The sequence below is a fragment of the Rothia mucilaginosa ATCC 25296 genome (assembly GCF_000175615.1).
GTDB lineage: Bacteria > Actinomycetota > Actinomycetes > Actinomycetales > Micrococcaceae > Rothia > Rothia mucilaginosa.
In genome coordinates this window covers 60,484-79,847 of sequence record NZ_ACVO01000017.1, presented here as the reverse complement: position 1 = coordinate 79,847, position 19,364 = coordinate 60,484, and the positions used below count along the sequence as shown (strand labels likewise).

Below are 19,364 nucleotides of genomic sequence, written 5' to 3'. Positions count from 1 at the left end.
ATACTTGGATTCGCAAAAATAACGTTTTTATAAATGATGAGAATAGGCCCTAAATAATGCTCTATTTCGGGTCGGATAGAAGGTAAATATATATCTCTGAATGAAAAAACCTTCATGTAAATGAATGAAATAGATTCACAATGTGCAAAAAAGTCCCGGGCTGGTTATGAACCAGCCCGGGATAATAGGGCGAACATCACTAAAATTCTTTGTCACAAAAGTGCATATCGCCCTGATGAGGTGTTACGCTGCCTGGACAGCCTCGGTGCTTGCCGAATAGTTATCTGCAGTATCTACCGCGCGCACATAATAACGGGCGCCATCGCGGTGATCTACCGAATAGCTCGTACCTGTAACCGTCGCAATAGGACGATCATCGCGCAGAATCTGGTACTTCACATTACGTTCGGAAATACCCGACCAAGTCAGCTGATCCTTGGAGCCGTTCTTCGTCACCTTCAGATTGCTCGGAGTAGCCGGAGGCGCCACATCGCGAGGCGCATAACGAGCGAAGCCAATAGTCGGCTGCACACCATTAGCACCCAGCGACTTACGGATATCGCCACCAACCCACAGCGTGCCGGTCGAATCCACGAAGGACTCCCACACACCATAGCCGTAGGCGCCGTTCATAATCGGAGCCCACTCCGGTAGCACCTGGCCGGTATCCTTATCGAACGCTGCGACCAAACGAATCGTCTGGGCGTCCGTAGCGTTCACCCACTCCGAATCAACCTTGGTTGCACCCTGGTAGATGAAGTCACCGCAGTGGCACGCGCCGTAAATGGTATTGCCATTCAGGTGCAGATCCTGGAAATCGCCACCCTCGCGAGTAATCGCGCTGTAGGTGCGGCGCATGCTCGACTTTTCGTAACGGCTAATCATATGTTCGGTGCCACCCAGCCAGACGGAGGAACCAGCGTCCTGAACATCGAACTGGAAACCCCACATCTTACGCTCGTTCTTCAAATCCCAGGTCTGGGCACTGGAAGGAACGTACGAGGGCTCATGTGTCCAGTCGCCGCCGCTCTGGCGGGGATTGGTAATGTTGGCGATACGGAATGCCTCACCACCGTTAAGCTGCGTGAAGTAGCCGGCCACGTACACGTGGCTGTTACCCTCGGAAGCGTTCACACCGTTAACAGTGCCGTTAAAGACCGGACGCCAGTTCCAATCCACCTCACCATTGCTCAACTTAATGCGAGCCAGGTTCCTCGAGTACGCGTAGGTCGGGGAGGTCTGACCCTTCAAATGAGTGAATGAACCACCAATGTACAGGTAGCCGTCACGCACGTGCAGGGTCTTAATCTGAACCGGAACAGAAGCAATACGGCTGACCACACGGATATCCCAGTCCTTAGCCACCTGACCGGTCTTCGGATCCAGAAGCACGAAACCGTTATAGTACTCGCCGTTCACCTGGTCGAAAGAACCACCCACGGCAAGCAGGCCATTCGGCAGAGCCTCAACCGACTTCACCTGACCGTTAATCTTCGGGCGGAAAGATCGGCGTAGCTCGCCGGTACCTACCTCGTAACCCGCGAGGAAGGCCTGCTCGACCTTCTCGCCGCTTGCGGACTCAACGTACGCGAAATCGCCACCGGTAAAGACAGCGCCACCAACCTCGGTAATCGCCTCAACCTGGGTGTTCATTTCACCCTTCTTGCCGGTACCGGTGTCAGTACTCGTACGCCACTTCCACTTCTCAGAGTAGCTATTGGGCAGTGCACGGCGGCTACTTGCCGGAGCACCCTGCTGGCCGTAAGCGTGCAGACCCTTAGCCGCCAAATCGTTCTGAGTCACCTTCGGGCGCAAGAACATCTGAGTGAACACCAGGGGGGTGGTCGAATCATTTGCCGGGCGGTAGATATAGGAAGAAGTCCTATTCAACAGGTAATCCTGGAACCAACCCGTAATCTTAGCGCGCGAGCCATAGGTAAAGCCCAGCTTATAACCCTGCGAAGGCTTCTCCACGAAGTGCAGGGAACGGAAATCGTCCGAATAGCCGTAACGGAAGATATTGCCCGCCGTCTTCTCTTGACTGTAGTAGTTGTAACCACGGTACTGTCGCGGATGAGTAATCGAAATGTTCGACCAGTACATCGTTGAGCGAAGGGTCCAAGACCACTCGGTGCTCGCGGCACGCGTAGCCTTAAAATCCTGCCATGCGGTACCATTCACGTTCATGGCGCGATGGAAACGCACGCCGTCAGGCAAATCCTGCGGATGGGTGCCGTTCAGCAGCGCGTTCACCGTCTGGCCCGGCAACTGCACCGCATCAAAACCAGTGGGATTCTGGTGAAGCTGCTTAGCATCGCCACGACCGTTGTAGTTCTCGGTCCAGCTCTCACGACCGCGGCCAATCATGACCCAGCCGCCGCCGTCAGTTTCCTGATCACAATAGAACTGCTCAGGAGTGCTCATCTGCGGGGTGTACAGCCAGTACGCGCCGCTCTTACCCCGCGGATTATTCTGCTTAACTTCCCAACAGCTTGCTGCTGCGCGCTCACTCGACGAACCGTCATAGTAGCGAGCATCAGCAGCCTGAGCCCCCGAAGCAATCGGGCCCAAAGAAGCCGCAACCATCGCAAAAGAAGCAGCCGCAGCACCCAAAGCGCGGGAACCAGCACGAGAAGCTACTCGAGGGCCCTCAGAAGCGGACGAAGCAGCGCCCTGCGAACGCCCTCCACGCGCGAACGGAAGAAAATTCATTATGTCTCTCCTAGAGACCTCAACCGGTACACAACAGAAAAATGCAATTCACACAGCAACACCCACCCAACACAGGGCACAGCATAGTAACCATGCATCGGGGAGGGAAGAAGCGTTATGAACTGCACTAACAGAGAGTCTGCTGCCGGAATCAGTGAGTGTAGTTATCGGAAATTGAATGAATACGCCCCGCCCCTCACGCACGAAGCCAACAACGGCAACGCACCCGTAAGAAACAGAACGCTAAAAAATCTGTGAAGCTTCCCCTGTCGTACCAACAGTGAAAAAACACCACAGACCAAGATTCAGCCCATCATCGGAAGGATGGAAGCAACCCATCCGACGCAATGAATCCCAACCCATCATAGCCGCCGCAGAGGCGAAGCGATAGCAAACTGGGCAACTTGGGCTAAACCAAAACTATAGGGGGTATACACCCCGGGTGCGCCACCGCCTGATTCGAACCCCGCAAACCCAGCAGAGCCCAAATCAGGCGGCGGCTCAAAGAAACTAGATCAACAACCTGACCTAAGCCTGAGCAGCTCCTGTAGAAGCTGAGAAATTCTCAGATGCATCGATGGAACGCACGTAGTAGCGAGCGCCATCGGTGTGCTCAACTTCGTAGCTGGTACCCGAGACCGTAGCAATCACACGGTCATCACGTAGCACCTGGTAGCGAGTACCGCTCTCACGAACGCCAGACCAGGACAGCTTATCGGTCGAACCATCACGCTGAACCGACAGGTTCGACGGAGTCGAGGGGGCGGTCACATCGCGAGAAGCAAAGCGAGCGAAACCGACAGTGCGCTGCTCACCATTAGCACCCAGCGAACGGTTAATGTCGCCACCAACCCACAGATTGCCGCGAGAATCCACGAAGGACTCCCAGACACCGTAGCCGCTAGCGCCCTTCAGAACCGGGCTGAACTCACCGATAACCTCGCCGCTGTCCTTATCGAACGCTGCGACCAGGCGCATACGGTGAACTGCCTTCGACTCCTTCCAGTAGGTGTGGTAACCGGTAGAGCCCTCGAAGAGTACGTCACCGCAGTGGCATGCACCGTAAATGGTGTTACCGCTCAAGTGCAGATCCTGCCAGTCGCCACCGTACTTAGAAATCGACGAAGAAATACGGCCGTAACCATTCTTCGAGTAGTTCGCAATCAGGTGGTCAGCACCGCCAGTCCACACAGTCGAGCCGGCATCCTGAACATCGAACTGGAACGCGTACACAATACGGTCAGTAATGTTCAGCTTCAACGACGGCTCCCACTCCCACTTAATGTTCGAAGCGTTAGAACCATTCAAAGCAGCCAGACGGAACGCACGCTGGTTATTCAGCTCAGTGAAGTAACCCGCAGCGTGAACAGTGGAATTATCCGAGGCGGCAGTAATGCCGTTGACCGTACCGTTGAAGTTCGGGCGCCAGTTCCAATCCACCTCGCCGTTCGAAAGCTTAATACGAGCGGCACCACGCGAGTAAGCGTACGCCTTAGAAGTATTGCCCTTCACGTGGGTGAAGTTACCGCCAATATACAGGTAACCGTCCTGAACCAGCAGAGTCTTCACCTGTGCGGCATCGCCATTGCGACGCTGAATCTGAAGGTCCCAGGTGCGGTCAATCTGACCGGTGGTCGCGTCCAGAATGACGAAGTGGTTAACCTTCTCGCCATTCACCTCGGTAAATTCGCCGCCAACTGCCAGGCGGTTATTCGGCAGAGCCTCAAGAGCCTTAATCTGGCCGTTGAAAGTCGGGCGGAAGGAACGAACCAGCTCACCCGAATCCACGTTGTAACCAGCCAGGTACGACTGATCAACGCGCTCGCCGCCAGCCGACTCCACATACTTGAAGTCGCCACCGGTGAAGACGGTGTCGCCTACCTGAGTAATAGCCTGAACGTAAGTGTTCATCTCGTTCTTCTTGCCGGTGCCAGTCTGTTCACTGGTGCGCCAACGAACGGGCATCGTGTAGCTATTGGGCAGAGCACGACGGTTGCTGGCGGCAGAGCCAGAACCAATCTGCGAGAAGTTCAAGTCACGCTGAGTCAGCTTCGGGCGCAGGAACACCTGAGTGAAGGGGATAGAGTAACCGAAGGAACCGCGCTTGTGGTAAATATACGAATCAGAATTCTCATTACCGAAGTTCACCAGTGCACCGTACGCAAAACCAATCTGGTAGCCCTGGTTCGGGTTCGCGAAGAAACGAACAGAGCTGGTGGTAATGCCCGGAGCCATCTCCGAAGCGGAACCGCCCATATGAGCGGTGCGGTTAATGCCGGCGCCGGTGAACTTCACGGTGCCCCAACGCTGACCGTAGCTCATCGCCCAGGTCCACTGCTCAGTCTGAGGACGCTGAACATAAACGTTCTGCCACTGGGTTCCCCTCGCATTGTGAGCACGGCGCAGGCGCATGCCGTCGGGAAGGTCCTGAGGCTTAACGCCGTTCAGCAGCGCATCGACAGTGTTTGCGGGAAGCTGGACCGGAGTAAAAGCGGCAGGACCGGTGGGGTTCTGGTGCAGTTGATTCGGGTCGCCGGTGCCGTTGTAAGACTCGGTCCAACCCTCACGACCGCGACCAATCATGACCCAGCCGCCGCCATCAGTTTCCTGATCGCAGTAGAACTGCGCCGGGCCGCTCATCTGCGGGGTGTACAGCCAGTAAGTGCCAGAGGAGGCAGAAGGATTAACCTGCTTGACCTCGTAACAGGAAGCAGCTGCTTTATCGCTGCTGGAACCGTCATGGGTTCCGGTCGCAGCCGAGGCGGGAGTAGTAGGAGTAAGAGGTGCCGCAGTGAAAGCGGTACCAAAAGCGAGTGCGAAAGCGGCCCACTTTTTAGCAGACCATGAACGGGCATGGCGCTTTTCAGCGGGTTTGTTCGTGTATGTGGTTGTCATATGCGTCTTTCTGATGCGACGTTCCGGAAGAAACATCGAAAGATACGGTGAATTTAGCGCACTAGAAAAACCGCAGTAAATACTGAAAACCTGAGGTTGGTTGGAAGAGGTAAACAGAATCCGGAAGGGGATATACTGTCTGGTTTTTCTGTAAGCGTTAATGATTAGGGTACAGGATGAAGCTGTGAAAATAATGGTGCACAAAGTGCAAAGATGCCCGTGAGTGTGTGATTTACGCCCCATGCGATGAACGTTGTGGCACAGGAACAGACACGGAAGAAAACCATACTCAAGTATCACCCACGAAAGCGACAATCAAGTGCAAAAAGGAATATATTCCATCGCAGAAGAACACCAGAGAAAAATGCCAGAAAAAGCAGACTAGCCCTACAATGGAAAAGCTGCATAAAACACACCCAAAACACATATAAAGCACCGTGAAATAAAGGCAAATTCACTCGGACACCCCCAACCGGCACCGCCCAATACCGACCATCCATAGCAGCCCTCCACCAGCTCAACCGCTGCAGGCGAAGACCCCAGATTCAGGAGAACCCGTGAGCACCACCCGAAAAGCTACCGCACAGCCCCTCGAGGCACCCCTGCACCCCCTCCTGAACACCCTCAACCAACTCAGCAGCTGGGCCGCGATCCGTACCGCCGCCTCCGCGAAGCCCGCTGAACGTAGCGCCCGCACCCTCATCGGCGCCGTCGCCGGAACCCACGCCGCGCTCATTGCCGATATTTCCGCCGCCGTACGCGGAACCACCCCCGAAGTGCTCAGCCTCATCATCGCCCCCACCGACCGCCAAGCAGAAGACCTCGCTGCAGCCCTGCGCTCCTACCTGCCCGCCGCAGACATCGCGCTCTTCCCCGCCTGGGAAACCCTGCCCCACGAACGCCTCTCACCGCGCTCCGACACCGTAGGCCGCCGCCTGCAGGTACTACGCGCCATGACCGGGGAGCCCAGCAGCCGCCCCCAGGTTGTCATCGCACCCGTACGCGCCGTTATCCAGCCCATCGTCACCGGCATCGAAAAGCTCGAACCCGTGCACCTGGTTCGTGGTGAAGAATACCCCTTCAAGGATGTGGTGCGCGGCCTCAACGACGCCGCATACTCCCGCGTAGACCTGGTTGCCAAGCGCGGCGAATACGCCGTACGCGGCGGCATCATCGACGTCTTCCCGCCCACCGCAACTACCCCCGTGCGCCTCGAATTCTTTGGCGACGAACTCGACGAAATGCGCCACTTCTCCGTCGCCGACCAGCGCACCCTCAGCGGGGGAGAGGAGCTCACCGAACTCACCCTGCTGCCCTGCCGCGAACTGCTCATCACCCCCGAGGTCATGAGCCGCGCCGCACGACTGAAAGCCGACTACCCGGCAGCCGCAACCATGTTCGAAAAGATTGCCGGCGGAATCTACGTCGAAGGCATGGAATCACTCACCCCGCTACTCATCGAATCCATGAACACCCTCACCGAGCTACTGCCGGCTGGGTCCATGATTATCAACGTCGAACCCGAGCGTGTGCGTGCCCGCGCCGAAGACCTCGTCGCCACCAACGAAGAATTCCTCGCCGCCGCCTGGGACACCTCCGCAGAAGCCGACGCAGTAGCACCCATCGACCTCGGACAGCTCCGCATGAGCGACAGCGGATTCCGCACCATCGACCAAACCACCACACAGGCACTCGAAGACAAACTCAGCTGGTGGGAAATCACCGAACTCGTCACCGACGCAGACCTGCTCGAAGACGCCGCCGCAGGCGCACTCGAAAACCAGAGCATCGCCGACGCCATCGAAGACGGAATCGACACCTACACCGTCAACGCCACCCCCGCAACCGCATTCAACGGCTCCGTCGAACGCATGCTCAGCCAGGTCGGCGACCTCATCCAGCAACAGTGGACCGTCCTCGCCCTCACCAACGGCCGCGGCTCCACCGACCGACTCATCGACCTCTTCCACTCCGGCGAAGGGGCACCCGCCGTACCCGCAGCCCGCCGAACCAGCCTCGAAGCCGACCCCGCCGGCGACCTCGAACACGGCATCGTCGAGGTCTGCGAGGCACCCGCCTCCGCAGGTTTCCTTATCGAGGAGGCTAAGCTCGCCGTCTTCACCGAAGCCGAACTACTCGGCCGCCGCGGAACCTACGCACCCCGAGGCGCCGCAGGACAGAAATTCAAGACGCGCCGCCGCCGCAACGCCGTCGACCCGCTCGCGCTGAATCCCGGTGACTACGTGGTGCACGAACGCCATGGCATCGGCAGGTTCGTCGAGATGACCTCCCGCCCGGTTGCTGGTGCATCCCCGGTCAACGGCGTGCAGCCCATGAAGGAATACCTTGTCATCGAGTACGCCCCCGCCAAGCGCGGTGGCGCGCCCGACCGCCTCTTCGTACCCTCCGACCAGCTGGATTTGATCTCCAATTACGTGGGTGGCGAGAACCCGAGTCTGTCCAAGATGGGCGGCAGCGACTGGGCGAAGACCAAGTCCCGCGCTCGCAAGGCAGTCAAGGAAATCGCCGCCGACCTGGTGAAACTCTACTCGGCACGCCAGGCCTCGCGCGGTCACGCCTTCGCCGCAGACACCCCCTGGCAGCGAGAGCTGGAAGAGTCCTTCCCCTACAACGAGACTCCCGACCAGCTCACCGCCATCCACGAGGTGAAGGAAGACATGGAGAAGGAAATCCCCATGGACCGCCTCATCTCCGGCGACGTGGGCTTCGGTAAAACCGAGGTCGCCGTGCGTGCCGCGTTTAAGGCGGTACAGGACGGCAAGCAGGTCGCGGTGCTCGTGCCCACGACCCTGCTCGCCCAGCAGCACTACGAGACGTTCAGCGAGCGCTTCTCTGGCTTCCCCGTGAAGATTCGTGTGCTCTCCCGCTTCCAGAAGGCGAAGGAAACCCGCCAGATTACCGAAGAAATCGCATCCGGCGCGGTGGACGTTGTGATTGGTACCCACCGCATCCTCTCGGACAGCGTGGTATTCAAGGACCTGGGCCTGGTCATCATTGACGAGGAACAGCGCTTTGGCGTGGAGCATAAGGAAAAGCTCAAGCAGATGCGCACCAACGTGGACGTGCTCGCCATGAGTGCTACCCCGATTCCGCGCACCCTGGAAATGTCGCTAACCGGTATTCGCGAGACCTCCACCCTTGCCACCGCGCCGGAGGAACGCCATCCCGTGCTGACCTTCGTTGGTCCGCGCACCGACAGCCAGATTACTGCCGCAATCCGCCGCGAGCTCATGCGTGAAGGACAGGTGTTTTTCGTGCACAACCGCGTGGCTGACATCGACGATGTTGCCGCGGAAATCGGCAAGCTCGTGCCGGAGGCGCGCATCGCCACCGCCCACGGCCGCATGAGTGAATCGCGCCTGGAGCAGATTATTGTGGACTTCTGGGAGCGCCGCTTTGACGTGCTGGTGTGCACCACCATCGTTGAGACCGGCCTGGATATTTCGAACGCGAACACCCTCATTGTCGACCACGCCCAGAACTACGGTCTGAGCCAGCTACACCAGCTACGTGGCCGCGTGGGCCGTGGCCGCGAGCGCGCCTACGCCTACTTCCTGTACCCGGTGGATAAGACCCTCGGCGAAATTGCGCACGAGCGTCTGAAGGCGGTGGCGACCCACAATGAGCTGGGCGCTGGCCTGCAGCTTGCGATGAAGGACCTGGAGATTCGTGGTGCCGGTAACCTGCTCGGTGGCGAACAGTCCGGCCATATTGCCGGTGTCGGTTTTGACCTGTACCTGCGCCTGGTCGGCGAGGCGGTCGCAAACTACCGAGGCGAGAAGGAAGAGCGCGAGGTCGAGACGAAGATTGACCTGCCCGTCAACGCGCATATTCCGCACACCTACATTGATTCTGAGCGTCTGCGCCTGCAGGCGTACCGTCAGATTGCTGCCGCCGATACCGAAGAGAAGATCGCGGAGGCTCGCGAGGAGCTGGTCGACCGTTACGGCGAGTTGCCGGAGGCGGTCGAGAACCTGCTTGCCGTGGCGACGGTGCGTATGCACGCCCGCGCTGCCGGTATTCATGAGCTGGTGGTTCTGGGTCCGAAGGTGCGCGTGGTGACCGCTACGCCGCTGCCGGAGTCCCGCCAGATGCGTCTGAAGCGCGTGTACCCGGGTTCCACGCACGCCCAGCCGAAGGGTATGGACACCTGGCTGACGCTGGTTCCGCGCCCGAAGACCATGCCGGTGGGCGGTAAGGACCTGGTGGACGGCGCGATGCTGCAGTGGGCTGAGAAGTTCATCAACTCGATTTATGCCGAGAAGCCGCAGGCTCTCGAGGAGTAGAGACCTACAGGGGTAGGTGCCGCCCTGTCATATCGGGCTGCCGAACCATGCTGTCGAACCATGAAGATGCTCGCCGTGCAGATTGCCACAATATGGCACATCTGCACGGCGAGTGCGTTTGCCCCGTAGGGGCGGCATAGCTCACAATTAAGGCATGACTTCAACGGTGAACTATGCATCTCAGCGAATTGTAATTATTGGTGGTGGCCCCGGCGGCTACGAGGCAGCGATGGTGGCTGCCGCATCCAACGCGGACGTGACTCTGATCGAACGCAACGCCATTGGTGGCTCCGCCGTTCTGACTGACGTTGTGCCCTCTAAAACCCTGATTGCTACGGCGGATATGATGACCCGCTTCTCCGAGGCGGGTAGCCTGGGCATTGAAAACACGAAGGGTAAGGCGCCGCAGCTTCGTGTTGATATGGACCGCGTGAACCGCCGAGTCCGTGACCTGGCCCAGCAGCAGTCTGCCGATATTAAGCGTGCCCTGGCCTCTGCTGGCGTGAAGATTATTCACGGTACCGGTAAGCTCCTGGACCGCCACACCGTGCAGGTGACTGATGAGGCGGGTCTGGTCTACCCCCTGCACGCGGACTTTGTGCTGTTGTCGGTGGGTACGCATCCGCGTGAAATGGCGACCGGTATGCCTGACGGCGAACGCATCCTGACCTGGACTCAGCTGTACAACCTCTCCGAGGTTCCCGAGGAACTGATTGTGATTGGTTCGGGTGTGACCGGTGCCGAGTTCGCTTCGGCGTATAACGGTCTGGGTTCTAAGGTGACCCTGGTGTCTTCGCGTGACCGTGTGCTTCCCGGTGAGGATGAGGACGCAGCTCGCGTGCTGGAGGACGTCTTTGAACGTCGCGGTGTGCGAGTGATGCCGCGTTCCCGTGCGGCTGCTGTTGAGCGTACTGAGGACGGCTCCGGCGTTATTGTGACTCTGTCGGATGGTCGTAAGGTTTCTGGCACTCACTGTCTGGTTGCTATTGGTTCGATTCCGAACACTGAAGATTTGGGCCTGGAAGACGTCGGTGTTGAGCAGACCCCGAGCGGTCATATTAAGGTGGACGGTGTGTCCCGTACGAGCGTGAACAGCATTTACGCCGCTGGTGACTGCACGGGTGTGTACCCGCTGGCTTCCGTGGCTGCGATGCAGGGCCGTATCGCTATGGCGCACATTCTCGGTGATGCGGTGCGCCCGTTGCGCACCGATAAGGTTGCCGCGAACATCTTCACCTCCCCGGAGATTGCGACCGTAGGCGTGAGTGAGAAGGACCTTGCCGAGGGCGCCTACCGCGGCGACGCGGTGACCCTACAGCTGGGCACGAACCCGCGCGCGAAGATGATGGCGATGCGCGACGGCTTCGTGAAGATTTTTGCTCGCCGCCACTCCGGCACCGTCATTGGTGGCGTGGTGGTTGGTCAGCGTGCTTCCGAGCTGATTTACCCCATTGCCCTGGCGGTGGAGAAGAAGCTCGCGGTGGATGACCTGGCGGATACCTTCACGGTCTACCCCTCGCTCTCTGGCTCTATTGCTGAGGCTGCACGTAAACTGCACACTCGCGGTTTGTAGGCATCAACCTGTTAGGTGCTGAGCTGGGCGTTCCCCGCCCGGCGCAGTATCCCTGAAAAGCGTAAAAGCGGTGGGGGTCGCCTCCTGATTCTAAGGAATTCAGGAGGCGACCCCCACCGCTTTGCTGTAGAGACGCCTTAGCCCCTGCGAAGTTTTACTTCGTGGTGCTAACGGCGTTCATGTCCACGTCACGGGTTTCGTGAGTGAGCAGGATGAAGACAACGCTCAGGATCGAGGCGAATGCCAGGTAGCCGCCCACTGCAGCCACACCGTAGGAAGTGTTCAGCCAAACAGCCACGAACGGGGTCAGTGCCGCACCGAGGATGGACGCCACGTTGTAGGCGATACCGCTGGCGGTGTAACGCACGTTGGTGGGGTACAGCTCCGGCAGGTATGCGGACATGGAACCGAAGGACAGACCCATCAGGCACATACCGATAAAGATGAAGAGGGTAACCACAGCGGCGTTTGCGTTCGCGCCGGTACCAACAACGGAGGGGGAGATGAACAGACCGAAGGACAGACCGAAGACAGCCATCGCGATGGTGGTCCACAGCTGCTGGGTGCGGCGGCCGTACTTGTCAGCCAGCCAACCCGAGATCGGAATGAAGATCGCGAAGCCAATAATGGAGATCAGCTGAATGATCAGGAACTCGCGGTAGGGGATCGCCAGGCCGCCCTTATCCGCCTTGCCGATACCGTAGGAGAGGACCCAAGCGGTCATCAGGTAGAACAGCACGTAGCATGCCACCATGATGAAGGTGCCCTGAATCATGGGCCACCAAGCGACCTTGAACGCCTCAACGAGCGGGGTCTTCACCTTCTCGTTGTTAGCGGCAGCCTTGGCGAAGACGGGGGTCTCCTCCAGCTTGAAACGCACGTACAGACCAACGGCGACCATCACGATGGACAGCAGGAACGGAATACGCCAACCCCAGATGAGGAAGGGGTGCTCGAGGTTCTTCGCGTCGGTTGCGGAGTTGAAGGTAATCCAGCTGGTCAGCAACAGCATGAAGCCGTTCGCAAGCACGAAGCCGATGGGTGCACCCAGCTGAGGCCACATCGCGGCGCGGGCGCGCTTGCCATCCTCAGCGTATTCGCTCGCGAGCAGCGCCGCACCGGACCATTCGCCGCCCAGGCCCAAGCCCTGGCAGAAACGCATAATGGTCAGCATGGTCGGTGCCCACAGACCAATCTGGTGATAGGTGGGCAGCAGGCCGATGATGAAGGTTGCCAGACCCATGGTGAGCAGTGCACCGACGAGGGTAGCCTTACGACCGATCTTGTCGCCGAAGTGGCCGAAGATCACGGAACCGAGGGGGCGCGCGATGAATGCGACGCCGAAGGTAGCGAAGGAAGCCAGAAGCTCGGTGGTTGCGTCCTTCGAGGGGAAGAACAGTACGGGGAACACAGCCACTGCTGCCGTGGCGTAAATGTAGAAATCGTAGAACTCGATGGTGGTACCAACGAGCGAGGCGAGAATAACTCGACTGCGAGGAGTCGTATTCTTCACCGGTGCAGCAGACGCTTTCGTGTCGGATGCAGAAGCGCTCATGAGGAAAACTCCCGAGATGGTGAATTTGTGTGTACACATGGAGCCTGAGGTAGGTGTTCCGTTGTCGGTCAGCGCGGGAGGCGGGTGTGCCGTAGGCGCGTACTGGGTGCCGTGACCGCACCGGGTGGGGTGCGGCAGGCGTCGGATTCTGAAAGGCTCCTCTAAAGTGCAACATTATAACTCTGTTCAGAAAAACCCAAACAAATACAGCCACTATCTGGACGCGAACACAAGGGTTAGCGGCGTAAATCCCACCTAAACAGGCAAGAGCGGACATAGAAAATCCCCCGGAAAGATACGAGGTATTACCTCATACCCTTCCGGGGGATTCGTAGAATATGCGCTCGTGGTATCGAGACCGCAGTAGCGAGATAGAGCGTTACTTGATGGTCGCCAGCACCGCGCCGGAGGTGACGGTATCGCCCGGCTTAGCCGACAGACCCGAAACCTTACCCGCCTTGTGTGCGGTAATGGGCTGCTCCATCTTCATCGCCTCCAGCACCAGAATCAGGTCGCCCTCGGCGACGGTGTCACCGTCAGAAGCCGCCACCTTCACAATGGTGCCCTGCATGGGGCTGGTCAGCTCGTCGCCGCCACCCTTTGCCGCGCCGCGTGCCGAACGGGACTTACGGGTCTTGGACGCTGCAGGCTTTGCGGTGTGCTTGGTGCCACCGCTCAAATCGGGCAGGGACACCTCCAAACGCTTACCGTTGACCTCGACCACCATGGTGGTGCGCTCGTCCTCGTCAGAGTTCACGTTACCGGGTGCACCGGAGTACATGGGGATGGTGTTGTTGAACTCGGTCTCAATCCAACGGGTGTGCACCTTGAAATCGCCGCCCTCAGCCGGTGCGAATGCGGGGTCGTCCAGCACGACGCGGTGGAACGGGACGACGGTGGGCATACCCTCAATGGTCAGCTCAGCCAGGGCGCGGCGGGCACGCTGCAGAGCCTGCTCACGGTCCGCGCCGGTGACAATGAGCTTAGCCAGCATAGAGTCGAAGTTACCGCCGATGACATCGCCAGCCACGAAGCCTGAATCCCAGCGAACGCCGGGGCCGGTGGGCACGGTCAGCTTCTCGATGGTGCCGGGGGCAGGCATGAAGGAACGGCCCGCATCCTCGCCGTTAATACGGAACTCGAAGGAGTGACCGCGCAGAACCGGGTCCTTCTCCTCAATCTTCTCGCCGCGGGCAATACGGAACTGCTCACGAACCAGGTCCAGGCCGGAAATCTCCTCGGAGACCGGGTGCTCCACCTGCAGTCGAGTGTTGACCTCAAGGAAGGAGATGGTGCCGTCGGTGCCGACCAGGAACTCACAGGTGCCTGCGCCCTGGTAGCCGGCCTCGCGTAGAATCGCGCGGGACGCCTCATACAGGCGCTCGTTCTGCTCATCGCTCAGGTAGGGTGCGGGCGCCTCCTCAACGAGCTTCTGGTTACGACGCTGCAGGGAGCAGTCACGGGTGGAAACCACCACAACGTTGCCGTGTGCATCCGCCAGGCACTGGGTCTCAACGTGGCGGGGCGAATCCAGGAAACGCTCGATGAAGCACTCACCGCGACCGAACGCCGCGGTTGCCTCGCGCACGGCGGACTCGTACATCTCAACAATGCTCTCGCGGTCGCGCGCCACCTTAATGCCGCGGCCACCGCCACCAAATGCGGCCTTCACCGCAATGGGCAGACCGTGCTCATCAGCGAAAGCAATAACCTCATCGGCAGACTTGACCGGGTCCTTGGTGCCGGGCACCAGGGGAGCGCCCACCTTCTGCGCGATGTGGCGTGCCGCCACCTTATCGCCCAGCTGGGTAATGGACTCGGGGGAGGGGCCAATCCAGGTCAGGCCAGCGTCAATGCACTTCTGCGCGAACTGCGCGTTCTCAGAAAGGAAACCGTAGCCGGGGTGCACAGCGTCAGCACCGGAGCGGCGAGCGATTTCAATGAGCTTGTCCATCACCAGATAGGACTGTGCCGCGGTGGCACCGCCGAGAGCGTAGGCTTCATCAGCGAGCTTCACGTGCTGGGAGTCGCGGTCGGGGTCAGCGTAGACGGCGACGGTCTGCAGACCCTCATCGCGGGCTGCACGAATCACGCGGACAGCAATTTCGCCGCGGTTAGCGATCAGAATCTTGCTGACCGGGCCGGTGTGACGGCCGGGGACTGCAGTAAATTTCTTGGCGGCTTCTGCCTGGTGCTGAGTCACTTAAAGCTCTCCTTTAATCTCCTGCTCCAAGGATACATCGGCAGGATTGGCGAATATAACGCGCATCATACTGTTCTATCTTATCGATTGGTGTTCAATAATGTGTATTCCAGGGCGCGCTTTGAGACAGATTTATACGATTGCGCTGAATCTAATCTTCATCTTGGGGCGCCAGCCACAACTCGGTCACCGCTACTTCGCGGCGGCGCAGCATATCGCGTAGCGCGTGGATGGACAGGCCCACCACCGTGTGGAACTCACCCTCAATACCGCGAATAAACGCCGAACCGTAACCGTCCAGGGTAAAGGAACCGGCTACCCAGAGCGGCTCGCCGGTAGCAATGTACGCCTCGATTTCCTCGGGGCTGAGCGTATCAAAGTGGACGGTGGCGCTACGTAGTTCAGAAACGGTGGGCAACTCAGAAGTAGCGGACAGCTCAGCACCTGGCTCAAGACCGCGCAAATCCACTAGAGCGTGACCGGTGTGCAGCACGCCGTGGTTGCCGCTCATTGCGCTGATGCGCTCGCGTGCCGCCTCGGCAGTGTGCGGCTTACCGTAGGCAACACCCTCAAACTCGAAGACCGAATCGCAGCCCAGAACCAGTGCATCGCGCACACCCTCGGCGGCAAGTTCAGCGGCAACCGCCTGCGCTTTCAGCTGCGCCAGCAGGGAAGCAGTCTCAGCCGGGGCGAGTCCTTTCCGACCCTGGGTGCGTGCCTGTTCGTTAGCGGCGGCGAGCGCGGCGTCCTCATCTACGGAGGAGACGCGCACCGTGAACGCGATGCGGGAGTCTTCCAGGAGCTTGCGGCGCGCCGGGGAGGCGGAGGCAAGAATTAGTCGGGTCGGTGAAGCGCTGGTAGTCATGGGTTCTATTTTAGAGCGTTGTTGGGGAGCTTTACTCTCGGGTGCAGATTGAGGGTCACTGGGTGGAAGCCTCCGCCGGTGCGTCAGCGTTGAACACGGGTCCTTGGTGTGATCTGGGGGGCGTGATCTGTTGGAGGGTTGGAGTGCCGAGCTGAGGGGTATAACGAGGGGGCATAAAACCGGCGGGCATAAAAAGAGCGTGTCCCATCCCCCTCAACCACGTAGGAGATGGAACACGCCGTTCAAAATCATAACTCTTCTCAAACCTTAAAGAAAAAAAGAATCAATAGTGACATTTTTATGACGTTTGACAAATGTATTTCACCCATGCTGGGGGCATGGGTGGCGGAGAAGCGACACGGCGCTAAGCAGTACCGCCTAGCGCCGTGTGCGTGAGCCTTCGCCAGATTAGCGGCGTGCCGCGCCTGCGTCCTCCACCTCGTGAAGTCGCTGCGCCTCGCCGGCGATGCGCTCATCGTAGAATTCCTGAGCCACGAAGCCGCCCTCCGAACGGGGAGCGTTGTAGAGCTCCTCATCCAAGATGCCCTCGCGGCGAGCCACAATCGCGGGAACCAGAGCCTGACCGGCAACGTTCAGAGCGGTACGACCCATGTCAACGATTGGGTCAATCGCCAGGAGCAGACCCACGCCGTCCAGGGGCAGACCCAGAGTGGAAAGGGTCAGGGTCAGCATCACGATAGCGCCGGTCGTACCGGCAGTCGCAGCCGAACCGAGCACGGACACCATCACAATCAGCAGATACTGGGTGAAGTCCAGCTGAATACCGTAGAACTGAGCCACGAAAATCGCGGCAAGTGCCGGGTAAACCGAAGCGCAGCCGTCCATCTTGGTGGTCGCACCCAGCGGAACCGCGAAGGACGCGTAGGCGCGGGGAACACCCAGGTTGCGTTCGGCAACGGTCTGGGTCATCGGCATCGAACCCATCGAAGAGCGGGATACGAAGCCCAGCTGGAGCGCCGGCCACACGCCCGAGAAGTACTGACGGACCGACAGACCGTTCGCCCGAACAATAATCGGGTAGACCACGAGGAAGACCAGTAGCAGGCCAATGTAGAGTGCGATAACGAACGCGACCAGCGAACCCATCGACGCCCAACCGTACGCAAACACAGCCTTAGCGATCAGACCCACGGTGCCCAGCGGTGCTAGGCGAATAATCCACCACAGAATCTTCTGAATAATCGCCAGGGCGCTCTTGACCACGTCAATGAACGGCTTGGCAGCCTCGCCAACCTTCAGCGCGGCAATGCCGACCGCACCGGAAATGACCAGAATCTGCAGTACGTTAAAGGATGCCGACGCGGTGATGCCGGAATCACCGGACTTAGCGCTGACACCCAGACCCAGGAAGTTCACCGGAATCAGACCGGTCAGGAAAGCAGTCCACGAACCGGTCGAGCCGGTGTACGCCTTGCCTTGCACCTGCGCGCCCACGCCCGGCTGAACGATTAGGCCCATCGCAATACCGATGAGCACCGCGAAGAACGCGGTAATCGCAAACCAAATGAGCGTGTTGACCGCCAGGCGCGCCGCGTTCGTCACCTGCGACAGGTTAGAGATGGAGGCGACCACGGCGGTGAAAATCAGTGGAACAACGGCCGCTTTCAGCAGAGTGACGTAGGAGGAGCCGATGGTATCCAAGGTCACCATGAGCCAGTTGGGATTGCTCTTCGCGTCCCCACCCAGTGCGAGGGCGAGCGCGCCGAGAACAATACCCAGAATGAGGGAGGCAATGATTTGGTTGCCGAAAGAAGTAGCCCACTTGGGCAGACGTGAACGAGATGATGCATGCGGTGTAGACATGTGGCATACTCTAAAACTTTTGCGCGCTCCGGCGCGAGTTTGTGTGAAGAAGTGTTTCAATCCGGTGCAGTGTAGGGGATGTGTGACGAACCGTGACCTTCCGGTGGCACTTTTCGGCTGTACATCCAGCTGCCCAACCAGCGACACAGCCCAACCCAGCTGCCCAACCAGCAACGCCGCCAGCAGCGCAGTCCAACCATCAACGCCGCCACCGGTGCCGCCAGCTGCCCCCCACATAGGCGGTTAAATCGGCTGATAGTTAATTAGGAATCATCGCAAAAGCAAACAGAAAGGAAACAACTGCGCAACATGCGGCGAAGCTTGCTGAGATTTTGCCGTCAGCTAATAATCCGAAAGCTAGGGCTTGATATGCTGGAACCACACCGATAGTCCGGCGAAAGTCGCCGGATGATGCTGTACCCACTCAGCTTCATGTACGCGTTGAGCGTTACGCCACGCACCACCTTTCAAGGAGAGATGCATGAGTTCTGCTCCCCAATACCCCGGCGGAACCACCACCCCCAACGGCCCGAAGAAGCCCCGCAATCGCATGGAGGCGGTTGCAGATTTCGCTACCCGCGCCGCACAGACCTCTGCCCAGCAGACCCTGAACCTGGGTGCGACCCGCCCCGGCATCGCCAAGATGATTGCCGTAGCTGGCGCTGGCGTGCTGCTGGTTGGCGGTGGCATCTTCGCCTACAACTCCATGCACCAGGAAGAAAACGCGTTCCTGTCGCAGGGCGAAGAGTACGCCCGCGTCTGCCAGGACGCGAAGACCGGCCTGCGCGTGGAAGATAGCGAATGTGAGAAGGCAGGCGTTCAGGAGCCGACCGACTCGTCCAGCAGCGACTCCTCGGGCTCGTCGAGCTTGTCGGGTTCTTCCGGTTCTTCTGGTTCGACTACCTCTTCTGGATCGACCACCACCCACAATAATTCGAATGCGTTCCTCTGGTACTACCTGGGCCGCCAAAGTGCCGCGAACTCTACCGGCACCCCCACGGTTCCCGGTGTGGGTACCAAGCTCTCCGGAGGTAGCACCACCCGCCCCAGCAACGGCACCGTCTACAGCGGTGTGTCCTCCAAGGGCGGTAGCTTCGAAGACTCCTACCGCAGCGCGAAGAAGTCCTCCACCGTCTCCTCCGGCAAGGTGACCAGCACCAATAACTCCGGTAAGACCTCCACGGTGCGTAACAAGACCACCGGCTCGGTCTCCAGCGGTAAGCAGGGCACCAGCAATAGCGGTAGCACCGGCTCCTACAGTAAGTCGAACACCTCGAAGTCCGGCTCCAAGTCGGGTTCGTCCTCGAAGTCTGGTTCCTCGTCCAAGTCTGGCTCTTCCTCGAAGTCCGGCAGCAAGGGCGGTTTCGGTGGCGGTTCCAAGTCCGGTGGCGGCCGCTCCGGCGGCTAAGCCATCAGCCATGACACTGAAT

Annotated in this window: 9 protein-coding genes; 3 read left to right on the top strand and 6 right to left on the bottom strand. The window is 59.2% G+C overall.

Going from position 1 to position 19,364, the window contains the following annotated elements; translation table 11 throughout:
• Window positions 1-243 precede the first annotated feature (243 nt).
• On the bottom strand, window positions 244-2,712 hold the full coding sequence (locus ROTMU0001_RS06800; protein ID WP_005508874.1) for a fibrinogen-like YCDxxxxGGGW domain-containing protein: 2,469 nt from the start codon (window positions 2,710-2,712) through the stop codon (window positions 244-246).
• 528 nt (window positions 2,713-3,240) lie between these two features.
• Entirely contained in the window at window positions 3,241-5,607 is a 2,367-nt protein-coding gene (locus tag ROTMU0001_RS06795; protein WP_005508873.1) for a fibrinogen-like YCDxxxxGGGW domain-containing protein, read from the bottom strand.
• A 557-nt stretch (window positions 5,608-6,164) separates the two neighbouring features.
• On the opposite strand from ROTMU0001_RS06795, the gene mfd reads away from it, so the two are divergent.
• Together mfd and ROTMU0001_RS06785 are read left to right on the top strand one after the other, a co-directional pair.
• A complete protein-coding gene (gene mfd / locus ROTMU0001_RS06790) occupies window positions 6,165-9,914 on the top strand; it encodes a transcription-repair coupling factor (protein WP_005508872.1) in 3,750 nt (1,249 codons plus the stop codon).
• Window positions 9,915-10,068: 154 nt separating this feature from the next.
• Window positions 10,069-11,487: an NAD(P)H-quinone dehydrogenase gene (locus ROTMU0001_RS06785; RefSeq protein WP_044142785.1), complete on the top strand. Its 1,419-nt coding sequence runs from the start codon at window positions 10,069-10,071 to the stop codon at window positions 11,485-11,487.
• A gap of 154 nt (window positions 11,488-11,641) precedes the next feature.
• Here ROTMU0001_RS06785 and ROTMU0001_RS06780 read toward each other — a convergent pair whose 3' ends face one another.
• The 4 genes from ROTMU0001_RS06780 to ROTMU0001_RS06765 form a co-directional block, all read right to left on the bottom strand.
• Window positions 11,642-13,042 (bottom strand): MFS transporter, encoded by a 1,401-nt coding sequence (locus tag ROTMU0001_RS06780; RefSeq protein WP_005508870.1) that lies wholly within the window; start codon window positions 13,040-13,042, stop codon window positions 11,642-11,644.
• A 379-nt stretch (window positions 13,043-13,421) separates the two neighbouring features.
• Window positions 13,422-15,245, bottom strand: a complete 1,824-nt coding sequence (locus tag ROTMU0001_RS06775; protein ID WP_005508869.1) for an acetyl/propionyl/methylcrotonyl-CoA carboxylase subunit alpha — start codon at window positions 15,243-15,245, stop codon at window positions 13,422-13,424.
• Between the two features lie 151 nt (window positions 15,246-15,396).
• Entirely contained in the window at window positions 15,397-16,110 is a 714-nt protein-coding gene (locus ROTMU0001_RS06770; protein ID WP_005508868.1) for a Maf family protein, read from the bottom strand.
• A gap of 408 nt (window positions 16,111-16,518) precedes the next feature.
• Window positions 16,519-17,934: a dicarboxylate/amino acid:cation symporter gene (locus ROTMU0001_RS06765; RefSeq protein ID WP_005508867.1), complete on the bottom strand. Its 1,416-nt coding sequence runs from the start codon at window positions 17,932-17,934 to the stop codon at window positions 16,519-16,521.
• A gap of 481 nt (window positions 17,935-18,415) precedes the next feature.
• On the opposite strand from ROTMU0001_RS06765, the gene ROTMU0001_RS06760 reads away from it, so the two are divergent.
• Window positions 18,416-19,342, top strand: coding sequence for a hypothetical protein (locus tag ROTMU0001_RS06760; RefSeq protein WP_005508866.1), 927 nt, complete (start codon window positions 18,416-18,418; stop codon window positions 19,340-19,342).
• The last annotated feature ends 22 nt before the right edge of the window (window positions 19,343-19,364 follow it).

Bases quoted from the DNA above. Each gene is read 5' to 3' on its own strand.
- ROTMU0001_RS06800 (WP_005508874.1), bottom strand. From the start codon at position 2,712: ATGAATTTTCTTCCGTTCGCGCGTGGAGGGCGTTCGCAGGGCGCTGCT.
- ROTMU0001_RS06795 (WP_005508873.1), bottom strand. From the start codon at position 5,607: ATGACAACCACATACACGAACAAACCCGCTGAAAAGCGCCATGCCCGT.
- ROTMU0001_RS06785 (WP_044142785.1), top strand. From the start codon at position 10,069: ATGACTTCAACGGTGAACTATGCATCTCAGCGAATTGTAATTATTGGT.
- ROTMU0001_RS06780 (WP_005508870.1), bottom strand. From the start codon at position 13,042: ATGAGCGCTTCTGCATCCGACACGAAAGCGTCTGCTGCACCGGTGAAG.
- ROTMU0001_RS06770 (WP_005508868.1), bottom strand. From the start codon at position 16,110: ATGACTACCAGCGCTTCACCGACCCGACTAATTCTTGCCTCCGCCTCC.
- ROTMU0001_RS06765 (WP_005508867.1), bottom strand. From the start codon at position 17,934: ATGTCTACACCGCATGCATCATCTCGTTCACGTCTGCCCAAGTGGGCT.
- ROTMU0001_RS06760 (WP_005508866.1), top strand. From the start codon at position 18,416: ATGAGTTCTGCTCCCCAATACCCCGGCGGAACCACCACCCCCAACGGC.